The 13,124-nt window shown below is 55.6% G+C and carries 10 protein-coding genes; 3 read left to right on the forward strand and 7 right to left on the reverse strand.

Annotated features, from left to right (window positions below; translation table 11 throughout):
• Window positions 1-4: 4 nt before the first annotated feature.
• From HGBM_RS13760 to HGBM_RS13785, 6 genes are all read right to left on the reverse strand, one after another.
• Complete coding sequence (locus tag HGBM_RS13760) at window positions 5-898, reverse strand: WD40/YVTN/BNR-like repeat-containing protein (protein ID WP_147512885.1); 894 nt, start codon at window positions 896-898, stop codon at window positions 5-7.
• A gap of 38 nt (window positions 899-936) precedes the next feature.
• Entirely contained in the window at window positions 937-2,958 is a 2,022-nt protein-coding gene (gene ligA / locus HGBM_RS13765; protein ID WP_019121692.1) for an NAD-dependent DNA ligase LigA, read from the reverse strand.
• Between the two features lie 26 nt (window positions 2,959-2,984).
• Window positions 2,985-5,267: a DNA helicase PcrA gene (gene pcrA, locus HGBM_RS13770; RefSeq protein ID WP_019121693.1), complete on the reverse strand. Its 2,283-nt coding sequence runs from the start codon at window positions 5,265-5,267 to the stop codon at window positions 2,985-2,987.
• Window positions 5,268-5,429: 162 nt separating this feature from the next.
• On the reverse strand, window positions 5,430-6,119 hold the full coding sequence (gene pcrB / locus HGBM_RS13775; protein WP_019121694.1) for a heptaprenylglyceryl phosphate synthase: 690 nt from the start codon (window positions 6,117-6,119) through the stop codon (window positions 5,430-5,432).
• A gap of 23 nt (window positions 6,120-6,142) precedes the next feature.
• The gene (locus HGBM_RS13780) at window positions 6,143-6,433 is read right to left on the reverse strand and encodes a YerC/YecD family TrpR-related protein (protein ID WP_019121695.1); all 291 of its coding nucleotides are present in this window, start codon (window positions 6,431-6,433) and stop codon (window positions 6,143-6,145) included.
• Between the two features lie 109 nt (window positions 6,434-6,542).
• The gene (locus tag HGBM_RS13785; protein WP_019121696.1) at window positions 6,543-7,583 is read right to left on the reverse strand and encodes a DUF3048 domain-containing protein; all 1,041 of its coding nucleotides are present in this window, start codon (window positions 7,581-7,583) and stop codon (window positions 6,543-6,545) included.
• Window positions 7,584-7,793: 210 nt separating this feature from the next.
• Between HGBM_RS13785 and HGBM_RS13790 the strand changes: the two genes are divergently transcribed.
• The 3 genes from HGBM_RS13790 (at window position 7,794) to HGBM_RS13800 (ending at window position 11,349) form a co-directional block, all read left to right on the forward strand.
• Window positions 7,794-8,504, forward strand: a complete 711-nt coding sequence (locus HGBM_RS13790; protein WP_019121697.1) for a response regulator transcription factor — start codon at window positions 7,794-7,796, stop codon at window positions 8,502-8,504.
• Window positions 8,501-9,913 carry a sensor histidine kinase gene (locus HGBM_RS13795; protein ID WP_019121698.1) on the forward strand — a complete coding sequence of 471 codons (1,413 nt, stop codon included), beginning with the start codon at window positions 8,501-8,503 and terminating at the stop codon, window positions 9,911-9,913. The genes HGBM_RS13790 and HGBM_RS13795 overlap by 4 nt, the downstream gene beginning before the upstream one ends.
• A 215-nt stretch (window positions 9,914-10,128) precedes the next feature.
• Complete coding sequence (locus HGBM_RS13800) at window positions 10,129-11,349, forward strand: branched-chain amino acid ABC transporter substrate-binding protein (RefSeq protein WP_019121699.1); 1,221 nt, start codon at window positions 10,129-10,131, stop codon at window positions 11,347-11,349.
• Between the two features lie 52 nt (window positions 11,350-11,401).
• On the opposite strand, the gene HGBM_RS13805 is transcribed toward HGBM_RS13800, so the two are convergent.
• Window positions 11,402-13,117, reverse strand: a complete 1,716-nt coding sequence (locus tag HGBM_RS13805) for a GMC family oxidoreductase (protein WP_019121700.1) — start codon at window positions 13,115-13,117, stop codon at window positions 11,402-11,404.
• Window positions 13,118-13,124: the final 7 nt, after the last annotated feature.

Raw genomic sequence — 13,124 nt, forward strand, 5'->3', positions numbered from 1 at the left:
GGGCCTAATCCCACTTTCTCCATTTTCCTTTCGTGAGGGTATAGAGGGCAGCCGATTCGCCTACAGCGACAATTTTATCCGATCCGAAGCCGGGCCCGAGCAAGACAAACGGCTCGGGTGCCTTCGCTGTAAGAGGTGTCCAATCGCGGCCACTTTGGACGAGTACCCCTTTGTCAGTAGACAAGTAAAGGGTGTCATCCTGGCTGTCGATCGCAAGCGAGTAGACTTGATTCACATCCGGGACCGGTTCGCTCTGCAAAGGCTCTTCCCCCACCGACAACAAGCCTGACTGCGTCACCAGATACAAGCGCTGCTGGGCGGGGTGAAAAGCCATAGCGTAGACTTCCTGATCAATCGAAAGCCACTTTTCCCACTTTTGCCCGCCATCTGCAGACTGATAGATTCCATCTTCGGCTACGTACGCGTACAACTCCACCTTCTCCTTCTGGCGGATTCCGGTAAAGCTGCGGATGTTTACCCCTTTGGGCAAGCCTTGATCGATTGTTTTCCACGTCTGTCCGCCGTCTGAAGAGAATTTGCAAATTCCCTGTCCGCCGATGAATACCCGGCGGGGATCGGCAGGGTCAATGAACAGGCCCGCCACGTCATCCTTCCCTACGTCAGGCGAACTCAAAACCCACAACTTGTCGTTCGCAGACGCGTAAAGCCCGGAATGCGTGCCCAACCAGATGCGGGAGGCGTCCGGTGACTTGGCAGCGAACTGCAGAAAACCGCCCTTTTCCAGCACGTCCTGATACGTCAGGTCGCCCTGTACCGAAGCGGCCTGCACCGGCGGCAGTTCCTGCACCGTACCGCTCGTCTGCATGCCGCAGCCGGCAACCGCAAGCCCAATGCAAATCCCTGCCAGTATACCCGGCAAGACAGTTCTCCTCTTCATACCCCTCACATCCCTTTGACAAATGCTCTCTTTCTCATTCAGTGAGCCGTCATTTGCTTCAAGAGTTCCAGGAAGCCCGCTTCATCCAGTACCGTAATACCCAATTTCTGGGCCTTTTCCAATTTTGATCCAGCCTTTTCTCCGGCGATTACCAGATCCGTCTTGGCGCTGACGCTTCCCGTCACTTTTCCTCCCATAGAGGTAATCTTCTCTTCTGCCTCCTGACGGGTCAATGTCGCCAAAGTACCGGTTAAGACGACTGTTTTTCCGGAAAACGGAAGATCTGCCGCCTCTGCCAGTCGAACTCCCTTGTACAAGGTATTGACACCCGCCGCTTCCAGCCGCTGAATCAAATCGCCAACCTGCGGCAGCGAAAAATAAGTGACGATGCTTTCAGCCATCTTGGGTCCAATTTCATCAATCGCCATCAGCTCTTCCTGTGTTGCCTGTGCGAGTTTGTCCAGGCTGCCAAAGTGCTCTGCCAACACGCGGGCTGCCTTGGCCCCGACCAGGCGAATCCCCAAACCGAACAGCAGCCTCTCAAGAGAGTTTTGCTTGCTCGCTTCGATCGCGTCCAGCAGATTATCTACCGACTTCTCGCCCATCCGCTCCAGTCCGATCAATTCCTCACGCCGCTCTTTCAGGTAGTAGATGTCAGCCACACTGCCGATCAATCCCTTGGCAAACAGCTGGGAAACCACTTTTTCACCTAAACCTTCAATGTTCATCGCCAAGCGGGAGACGAAGTGGATGATGCCCTCGCGGATCAGTGCCGGACAGTCCGGATTGATGCAGCGAAGTGCGACTTCTTCATCCAGCCGCACCAGTTCACTCCCGCACTCCGGACAATGGGTCGGCATGTGAAAAGGCTGTTCATCGCCGGTGCGCCGCTCGGGCAGCACTGCGACGATCTCCGGTATGATGTCACCCGCTTTCCGCACGATGACGGAATCGCCGATCAAGAGGCCTTTTTCGCGAATGATATCTTCGTTGTGCAAAGAAGCCCGTTTGACTGTCGTCCCCGCGATGCTGACGGGCTCAAGCAGTGCGGTCGGGGTGACGACACCTGTCCGCCCGACACTGATCTCGATTCCCACAAGCTTGGTCACAGCCTCTTCGGCGGGAAATTTGTACGCAATGGCCCAGCGGGGACTCTTGGCCGTAAAGCCGAGCGCCCGCTGATCGGCATAACGGTCCACTTTAATGACCATTCCATCGATTTCGTAGGGGAGGTGGGGACGCTTCTCCGCCCATCCCTCTACAAATGTTATGACGTCTTCTATGCTGCTAAAGACACGCCACTCCGGATTTATTTTAAAACCGAGCGAGCCCATCAGCTTCAGGGCCTCGCTGTGCGATTCAACCGTCTCCCCTTCCAGCTCGCCGAGGCCGTAGATAAACGTGTCGAGCGAGCGGGAGGCGGCGATCTTCGGATCGAGCTGCCGCAGGGAACCGGCCGCCGAATTGCGCGGATTGGCAAACAGCGCTTCTCCCTGCGCTTCCCTTTCCTTGTTCAGCTTTTCGAACGCCCGCTTCGGCATGAACGCTTCTCCGCGCACTTCCAGCGTCAAAGGCCTGGTCAAGCGGAGCGGAATGGAGCGGATCGTCTTCAGATTTTGGGTAATATCCTCGCCCGTCTGTCCGTCACCGCGAGTGGAGCCCTGGACAAAATAGCCATTTTCGTATTGAAGCGATACGGCCAAACCGTCGATTTTCAATTCGCAGACGTAGCTCACCTCATCCCGGCCCAGCGTTTGCCTCACGCGCCGGTCAAAATCCCGCAGATCCGCCTCGCCAAACGCATTGGCGAGACTGAGCATCGGCGTCTTGTGCACGACCTTTTCAAACGCCGCCAGCGGTTCTCCGCCCACCCGCTGCGTCGGCGAATCGGGCGTCACCATATCGGGGAACAGGTCTTCAAGCGTTTGCAGCTCGCGCATCAGACCGTCGTACTCCTGGTCTGTAATTTCCGGGCGGTCCTCTACAAAATACAGACGGTTATGGTGGTTAATTTGTTTCCGAAGCTCCTCAATCCGTTTTTCTGCAGCCAATCGCTCCATCGTTCTACACCTCTTTGGCCCCGGGCTTACGCCTTCTCGATCGGGGCGAATTTAGCCAGTAATTTTTTTACACCAACCGGACTGGAAAAGGCAATATCCAATTCCAGGCTATCGCCGCTCCCCTTCGTGCTGACGACCGTGCCGATTCCCCACTTCCCATGCTTGACCTTGTCTCCCGCCTTCCAGTCCACGCCTGCTGCGGCGCCGTGCTGCGGGAGCTTGCCGACCGCCTGCTCGAAGCGGACCGGGCCTTTGGCTGCTGTCGCCGCGGTTCTTCCGCTTCCGCCCGCGAACACCCGCGGCTCGCCGCTGCGGTTGCCGTATCCCTGCCTGTTCCATCTGACTTCCTCGCCAGGCACATCTCCTTCCAGCAGTTCCTGAGGGATCTCGGAGAGAAAGCGGGACGGAGGGTTGCTGTTCGTCCGGCCAAACAGCGTCCGCGAATACGCCCGCGTCAGGTACAGGCGCCGCTCCGCCCGGGTAATGCCGACATAGGCCAGTCGCCGTTCTTCTTCCATCTCGTCGTCGTCAAACAGGGAACGGCTGTGGGGAAAGACTCCTTCTTCCAAGCCCACCAGAAACACCACCGGGAACTCCAGCCCCTTGGCGCTGTGCAGGGTCATCAGAACGACCTGCCCCTCTGCCGAAGCCAGGTCGGCTTCGTCCTCGCCGCCCAGCGAATCGATGTCGGCAATCAGCGCCAGGTCGGTCAGGAAAGCAAGCAGGCTGCGATCTTCGCTCTTCCGTTCAAACTCCTGCGTGACGGACAGAAATTCGTCGATATTTTCCAGCCGGGCCGCCGCTTCCAGCGTCTTCTCTTCTTTGAGCGACTCGCGGTACCCGGTTCGCGTGAGCACTTCTTCAACCAGCTCTGTCACGCTTACATAATCCACCATTTTGACCAGATTATCAATCATTTCGGCAAAGGCGCTGATCGCCCCTGTCATCCGCGCTGAGAGGCCCAGATAGCCGACATCCTGAATCGCCCGGTACAGGGAGACGCCGTGGGCCGCCGCATACGCCTGCAGCTTTTCCACTGTGCTGTCGCCGATTCCCCGTTTGGGCACGTTGATGATCCGCTCCAGACTAATATCGTCATCCGGATTGGAAACGAGCCGCAGGTAAGCCAAAATGTCCTTGATCTCCTTGCGGTCGTAGAACTTGGTGCCGCCGATGATCGAGTAGGGGATATTGGATTTGATCAGCACTTCCTCCAACACCCGTGACTGCGCGTTGGTGCGGTAGAGGATGGCAAACTGGTCGTAGCGCTTGTACTCGGCGAGCTGCTGCTTGATCGTCTCGACGATAAAGTACGCCTCATCGTGCTCCGAATCGCCGTTGTAGACATAGATCTTTTCGCCCTGCGGATTATCCGTCCACAGCTTCTTTTCCTTGCGCATGCGATTGTTGGAGATGACGCCGTTGGCGGCCTGCAGGATCGTCTTGGTCGACCGGTAGTTTTGCTCCAGTTTGATAACCTTTGCCTCCGGATAGTCTTTCTCAAAGTTAAGGATGATAGAAATATCGGCGCCCCGCCATTTGTAAATGCTCTGGTCGGCGTCGCCCACACAGCAGATGTTCCGGTATTTCTCCGCCAGCATGGAGATCAGGACGTACTGCGCCCGGTTGGTGTCCTGGTATTCGTCCACATGGATATAGCGAAACTTTTTCTGATAATACTCCAGCACATCAGGCACTTCTTTAAACAGCCGGATGGTCGTCATGATCAGGTCGTCAAAGTCGAGTGACTGGTTGCTTTTCAGCTTTTTCTGATACAGCTCGTAGACCTTGGCGACCGTTTGCTGAAAGTAGTCTCCCGCGTTCTTTGCGAATTGAACGGGGTCGATCAGTTCGTTCTTCGCTCCGCTGATCATCGCCAGGACGCTTCTAGGCTCAAATTTTTTCGCATCCAGATTCAACTCTTTCAGGCACTGCTTGACGACCGTCAGCTGGTCTCCCGCGTCCAATATGGTAAAGCTGCGGCTGATGTCCAGACGGTCGATGTCCCGCCGCAAAATCCGTACACACAACGAGTGGAAAGTGGAAATCCAAATGTCTTCCGCTTCCCTGCCAACGATCCGGGCGACCCTCTCCTTCATCTCCCGCGCCGCCTTGTTCGTGAAGGTAATGGCCAGAATACTCCAGGGAGCGACCTTTTTCTGCCCTACCAAATAGGCAATGCGCTGAGTCAGCACCCGCGTTTTTCCGCTGCCCGCACCAGCCAGGATCAGCACCGGCCCTTCGGTCGTCAGGGTTGCCTCTGTTTGCTGCGGGTTCAGCCCTGTAAGAATTTGAGTTTGTTCAGACATCGGTAAAGCCACCTTTCCCACGTGCATATGTTCCTATTGTGTCACAGAATAGCTTCTCGTGCCAGTTTTAAGTTTGGGCCGCCAGACGAAAAAACGTAGCGCAAGAAATTCCTCCTGCACTACGCCTGTTCGTGTCTGCATCATGCTCCCGATAGCGGCGGATCACTGCTGTTTGACAGCGGAAACGGTCGCCAGCGCCGCCTTCAGGTCCTCGTATATAATGTTGCCGACCACCACTGTATCGGCGATCTGTGCCATTTCGCGGGCTTGTTCGGGGGTGCGAATCCCCCCGCCGTAAAACACGTGTGCCCCCTCTGCCCCCGCCCGGCAGGCGCGAACCACTTCAGGGTCTCCGTACGCTCCGCTGTACTCCACGTAAAAAACCGGGAGGCGGAGCAGCTTTACGGCAGCCTGGGCGTAGGCCGCCGCTTCCGCCGGACCCGTGACCGTCCGGGCCTTGGTCAGGCGGGCGGCCGAGGCTGCCGGATTGAGGATGAGATACCCTTCCGCAACAATCTCCTCCCAGTGGATGTACGCTCCATACTCCGTCAAACCGGCCACATGGGGCGCCAGGAACCAATCGGGGTCACCGGCGTTGAGCACAAGCGGAATGAAGTATCCGTCAAATCCGGGAACAACCGCCGACAGGTTGGACACCTCCAGTACAGCGGGTACGGAAAAGCGGCGAACCCGGGCCATCAGGTCGAGCGTATTGTCGTAAGTCACACCCAGCGTGCCGCCGACGATGACCGCATCGGTGCCTGATTCGCAAATCGCTTCCAAATCGCCGTCGCCCAGCGGCTTATCCGGATCGAGCTTAAATACATGACGCCAAGTGCTGTAATCAATCACAATCTGCTGCCTCCATACCAAAATTATCTGCCGATTCGCTCCAAGGCAAGCTCATACCCGTTATTGCCGTAATTGAGGCAGCGTTTGACCCGCGAGATGGTCGCCGTGCTCGCGCCTGTTTCCGCTTCGATCTGGTTGTAGGTAAAGCCTTTGCGGAGCATCCGGGCAACCTCCAGCCGCTGGGCCAGCGATTGCATCTCGTTAATCGTACACAGATCGTCAAAAAACTTGTAGCATTCTTCTATGGTTTCCAGTGCCAAAACCGCTTCAAACAGTTGGTCAATCCCTTTTCCTTTTAACTTTTCCAATTGCATGAGATCACCTCATTCATGAACCCGTTCAATTTTCCACTGTGAAATTTTTACGCGTTAAAGCCCAGCTTACCTCTTTATCTTAGGGGAAAAGGGTTCGCTTTACAAGCGCTTATTGGAATTGAACTGCGGTCTTAAGGCCGGGCGAATCGGGCACGAAGTTGATCCATGTGTTTCCGGGCAAGAGCGGCACTTCTTCGCTGTACGTCGCATCCGTATACGCCCGGATCACGCCGCCGCTTCGCTTCCACTTCACGCTGCGGGCCTTCCCCTGCTGGAATAAATACCCGTCCCCCGGACCGGTCACATCCACGGTGCGCCGCCCCTCACTGTCAATTACCCGGTGTTTTGACGCGACAACCAGCAAATTTGTCACAGCAAGCTGTTCATTCGTCGTCAGGTCCATGTGCGGCTTGCCGTCGGAAAAGCGGAGATAACGCCCTTTTTCCTCATCGTATTTGTAGCTGGCCGAATACAGCGAATGAAACTTCACCGATATGTCCGTCGCGGGGCTTCCTTCGGTAATTTTGGCGTCTGCGGGAAGGAATGGAAAGCGAGGCAGCTCAGAGGTCGTCCGAAACCCTTTGGCTTCCATCGCCTGGTTGATTTTATCCAGATCCGTGTAGACGTTGTGAGGCGGTTTGCGAAAACTCTCCCGCCAAAAATACTTGGAGTTGGCGATTTCATCGAGATCCGCGTAATTGGGCCCGGCCAGCGTCGCAAGCGCCTCCTCGCTTCCTCCTACGTGAACCATGACAGCGTCGAACCCTTCTGCAATCTTTATGTAATACGGACGGATACTCCGTACCGGGCCGATTACCTGCGGTTTTTGGCTCTGGTAGATCGCCTCAAACCGGGTAATTTCCCCTTCCGCCAGGATTTCATAGACGATATCGGCCTTGTCCAGTCCCGATTGCGGCCTGGCTTGGGTCTGGTTATTGATCATGACCATAATCGGCCGGCGTCCGTCCAGTTTCTCCTTCGATCCCAGTCCGGTAAACGGCGCCGTATACGGATACACGGTCACACGGTCAACCGGTTCTTCCGCGGGCGGGTCAGGCTCCGGTTTGGGCTCTACGGCAGTCTTCTGGCCGCACCCCGCTATCAACACGCCGAGAACCAACATCGTCGCCAAAGATGTAAGAAGTCTCACAAATGTATTCTCTCCCTTCGCAAAGTTGTCCAAAAAGCACGTCGACTGGTCTTGTTTGTTTTCTGCATCGTTACATAAATTCCTTCCTTACACAGGTTTCCCACATTTATGTTATGAGCTTGCCATACTGCTTTGCTAATCTAAAAAGAAAATCCTAAAATAAAGAGAGAACCGTTCCAATACGGATCGCATACAAGGGAGGAATCGGCGATGAGCGCCCCTAAACCCTATCTCGTCTACCTCGTAGACGATGAAGAAAATTTACTGGAGTTGCTTAAATCCTACTTGCAAAATGCCGGCTACCAGGTGAAGACCTTTCAAACGGGCGAAGAAGTCCTGCAGGTCCTTGACATAGATACCCCGCACCTGTGGATTCTTGATATTATGCTGCCGGATATCGACGGTTATGAGTTGCTTCGCCAAATCCGCAGCAAGTCAGACGTGCCCATCATCTTTATTTCGGCGCGCGATCAAGACATGGACAAAATCATCGGCCTGGAGCTCGGCAGCGATGACTACCTGGCAAAGCCCTTTCTGCCGCGCGAACTCGTCATCCGCGTCCAGAAGCTCCTGCAGCGATCCTATGAAAAGGGAGTATCTCCGATAGCTGGGCTTGCCGTGCCCCAGTATCAGGACTGGATTCAGATCGGCCCTTATCTGATCTCGGAAAAAGGGCGGATGGTCAAGGAGGGAGAGCAGCCGATCGAGCTGACCACCAAGGAGTTTGACATGATCGCCTATTTTCTCCACAACCAGGGGCAGGCTTTGCACCGGGAGCAGATCCTGGCAGCGGTCTGGGGAGATGACTACGTCGGGTCGGATCGGGCCGTCGACGATCTCGTCAAGCGCATACGCAAAAAGTTGCCCGGTTTCCCGCTGGAAACCGTATACGGCTTTGGTTACCGGATGACAGTGAAATGAAACTGACCAAGCGCTTGAAAGATTGGCCGCTCTCCCGGCAAATCCTGATCTTGTTTATGCTGCTGACCACTGTCCTGGGAGCCGGTGTCGGGATTCTCTATCCGTTTGCCGTCAAGCACTACCTGGTCGACAATACCTTCTCGCTTCTGGAGGAGGAGTTTGACAATCTGTCCGGCCACATCACCTTTACGGAAAATCACGAACTTCTCCCGGTCCCGGCCAGCGCACCGCTGTTTTTGCAGCTGCTTCTCTCCAATTACGACTACTCGTTCGACATGATCGTCTTCGCCGTGAACGGCAAACCGCTGGGGGCCCGCACGACCGAGCAGCTCCCCGTCGACGACGCACAGGAGCTGTACCGCTTGGCAGCCCATTATCCGAAGAACAAAGTACAGCACGGCACGCTGCAAAGAGGCCAGGAAACGTATCTGTTCGTCAGCAAATTGATGGATTACCACGGGTTCCCCTACTACCTGGTGCTCTACTCCAAAGAGCGGGAACTGAATCAGATCAATGCGATTCTGACTCGCCAGTTCTTGCTGATTTTCGCTGTTTTGCTGCTGGTTAGCTGGCTCCTGGCAATCTGGTTCAGCCGCTACCTGACCAGTCCGATTCAGCGGCTGCAGGAGTGGTGCCATAAAATTGCCAACCGCCAGTTCGACACTCCGCTGAAAATGGATCGGGGAGACGAGATCGGCCAGCTCGCCCGATCGTTTGAAACGATGCAAGACCGCCTGAAGGAGTACGACGAGTCGCAGCGCCATTTCGTGCAAAATATCTCACATGAATTAAAGACGCCGATCATGGCGATCCAAGGGTACGCCCAGGGGTTGATCGAAGGCGTATTTCAGGGCCCGCAGGCGGAAAAAGGTCTGCAGGTGATCATGGACGAAAGCCGCAGGTTGGAGAACGTCGTCGGGCAGCTGCTCTATTTGACGAAGATCGAATCAGTGGCCCAGATGCTGCAGGCGACACCGCTCAATCTGAGTGAACTGTTTCCGCTCCTCGAGCAGCGCCTGGGCGTCTTGCAGCCGCAAATCAAATGGCGGATCGAGCTGCCCGCACTGCTGCCGACGGAAGGGGATGGCGAGCAGCTTAGCACCGCGTTTCAAAATATTATCGAAAACCAGCTTCGCTACGCCAAGCGCGAATTAATCATCCGGGGCAGACAGAGGGGCAATGATATCGAGTTGATGCTGGGAAATGACGGACCGCCGATTGAAGAAACGCTGCTGCCGCACTTGTTCCAGCGCTTTCGCAAGGGAAAGGGCGGCAAACACGGACTTGGGCTGGCGATCGCCAGGGCCGTGATCGAAGCCCACGGCGGCACCATTGAAGCCCGCAACATGGACCCGGGCGTCTGGTTTGTCGTGCATCTGCCCGTCACGACCGAACACAAATCGGATTAGCGACTGATACGACCCGCCTCACGCTTGAAAGAGGCGGGCTCGGCATCAATAATCTGGCCGCCGTCACATTTCTAGAAGATAATGACAGCTGGAATCCCCCACCTCTAAGCAAAGCGAAGGTGGGGGGAGTCTTCATTGACGAATGCAGACCGAATTGCTATGTTTAATGAATAGTGGGATTATTCTATCAAATCAAAGGGGGTATTTCTATCGAATTGAAAAAAGGTGTTGCCTTGCTGTTGTCCACACTTCTTCTCGCCGGTTCGCTGCTCGCCGGCTGCAGCGGGGGTACCAGCAGCCCGCCGCCGGCAAGCGAAACGAAAGAAACGCCTGCCGCGCCCGCTTCATCCGGCGGCTCGAACGTGATCAAGATCGCGACCCAAAGCCCGCTTTCCGGGCCTCAATCACTTGAAGGGGAAGCGATCAAACTGGGAGCCGAGCTGGCTGTCAAAGAGAACGCCGAAGCGTTTAAAAACATGGGCTTCGAGCTCCAGCTCTACCCCCAGGACGACCAGGCAGACCCCAAGCAGGGCGTGGTAAATGCGGAGCTGTTGATCGCCGATCGCGATGTCTTCGCCGTCGTGGGCCACTACAATACCGGCGTGGCGATTCCTTCCTCCGCAAAGTATGAAGCGGGACACGTCACGATGGTCTCCCCTGCGAACACCGGGGTTGAACTGACAGAGAGCAACAGAAAAAGCGTAAACCGTCTGGTCGCCCGCAATGACCAGATCGCACCTGCCGCCGCCAAATACGCAAAAGACCAGTTGGGAACGAAAAATGTCTTCCTCGTCCACGACAAAACCGCCTACGGACAGGGGCTTGTCGACGAAGTTCGCAAGGCGTTTCGCGACCTTGGCGTGGAAGAACTGGGCTATGAAGGCATAACGGCCGGGGAAAAAGATTACAGCGCGATCGTCAACCAGATCGTCGCCAAAAAGCCCGACCTCGTCTTCTACGGCGGCATGTACAACGAAGCGGGGTTGATCGCCCGCTCGGCAAAAGAAAGAGGTTTCACCGGCAAGATCATGGGGGGCGAAGGACTGGAGTCCAACGACATGTACAAAATCGCCGGAGATGCAGCGGAGGGGATCATCTACGCTACCGTTGTCGGGGACGTCCGCGCCACCGATGAGGGCAGGCAGTGGGTAGAGAAATACAAGTCGACGTTCGGCAAAGAACCGGGCGCTTTTTCTGCCTTTGCCTACGACGCCACCTTGGTCATTCTGAACGGGCTGGAAGCCGCGATCAAGGAAAATGCCGGCAAAAAACCGACCAAAGAACAGGTGCAGGAAAAGGTGCGGGCCACCAAAGACTTTAAAGGCTTCTTTACGCAGGTCTCGTTCGACGAAAAAGGCGACAATACATTCTCCAAGGTGTACATCTACAAGTTCGGCAAGGAAAAAGCCGAATTTATCGGGGAAGCCGCAAACTGAAGGGTAAGGAAAAAAGCTGTTGAGACGATTTGGCCTCAACAGCTTTTTTCGCTTATACGAGCATGCCGCCCTGCTTCGAGTATTTGATGACGCCCTCAGCCGCCCGATACGCCAGCGCCCCTACCGTGCCGGTGGGGTTGTACCCGCTGTTGTGCGGGAAGGCGGAAGCGCCTACCACAAAGACGTTTTCTGCATCCCACATTTGCAGGTAATGGTTTACGGCAGAGGTGGCTGGGTCAGCCCCCATGATGACGCCGCCCGTGTTGTGCGTCGATTGATACGGGACGATATCGTACGGGCCCAATTCCTTATTCGCCACGACAGTATCGGCGCCCATCTCCTTCATGATCTCTTCGCATCTGCTTACCTGGAAACGAGCCAGCTCGCGGTCTTGATCTTCAAAATCGAAGGTAAGCCGAATCAGCGGGTCGCCGAAGCTGTCTTTATAGGTAGGGTCAAGGTCGAGGTAGTGATGCCGAAACGGCATGCACGCCCCCTGCGCCCCGACTGACAAGGTGCGATTGTAGTACTTTAGCGAAGCGGCTTTGAAGTCTTTCCCCCATCCCGGCTTCCCCTTGGGCACGGGGTTGTTCTGAATCGGCCTTAAACCGAAATTGGATATGCTAATGTTGGCGCCATGGATAAATTTCAGGTCGGTGTGATCGAAGTTGTCGCCATTGTAGTCATCCAAACACATGGCAAGCGCCCCGGCACCGGCAAATATGTTGAATTCCTTGTTTTCGAAAAAGCCTGTGGCATTCCCTTTCAGCACCTGATACGCGTAGTTTTTGCCGATCACCCCGGTACCGCTGGCGGCATCGTACGGTTTGCCCAGCTTGGACATCAGCAACAGCCGCACGTTGTTGAACACGTAGCTGGTCAGCATGACAATATCCGCAGGTTGTTCGATCTCTTCGCCGGTAGTGGTATCGATGTACAAAACGCCTGTCGCCTTGCTGCCGGAGTGCAGTATCCTCCTCACATTGGAGTGGGTCCGCAGTTCAAACTTTCCGGTTTTCAGCGCGACCGGAATGACCGTGACGACGGGATCCGCCTTCGCCCCGTATTCGCAGCCAAACCGCTCGCAGAACCCGCAGTACTGGCAGGCCGCACGCGAGATCCCGTCTGGATTGGTATACGGCTCCGAAAGATTGGCGGAAGGCAGGGCGTACGGATGAAGGTTCATCTTTTTCGTTACATCCCGAAACATGACGAGCTGCGGCGACATTTTCATCGGCGGGGTAGGGTACTTGTCGGAGCGCTTGCCTCCGAGGGGGTTTTCTTCGCCGGAGATGCCGCAGGTTTTCTCAAATTTATCGTAGTAAGGCTCCAGCTCGTCATAGGTGATGCCCCAGTCTTGAATCGTCATATCCGCAGGAATTTTGTTCTTCCCGTACCGTTCCAGCGTTTTGGTCCTGATCTGAAAGTCGTAGGGCAAAAAGCGGAACGTATGGCCGTTCCAATGTACGCCCGCCCCTCCCAAATTGTCACCGAGCAAAAAAGAGCCATACTGCCGCATCGGCAGGGCCCGGATTTTCTCATTGCTGCGGAACGTAATGGTTTCCTTCGACAGATCCTGCATCAGCTCGTAACGCAAAGCGTAGCGAAGTTCATCGTGCACCATGTAGTAGTCTTCCGTTTTCCGTTCCTTTCCCCGCTCCAGGCCAACCACATGCAGCCCTTGCTTCGTCAGTTCGGATGCGATGATTCCCCCGCCCCAACCGACCCCGATAACTACGACGTCTACCTTCGGCAATTTCTTTGCCATGTTCTCA

Origin of the sequence: Brevibacillus massiliensis (genome assembly GCF_000311785.1) — a bacterium.
GTDB classification, from domain to species: domain Bacteria; phylum Bacillota; class Bacilli; order Brevibacillales; family Brevibacillaceae; genus Brevibacillus_C; species Brevibacillus_C massiliensis.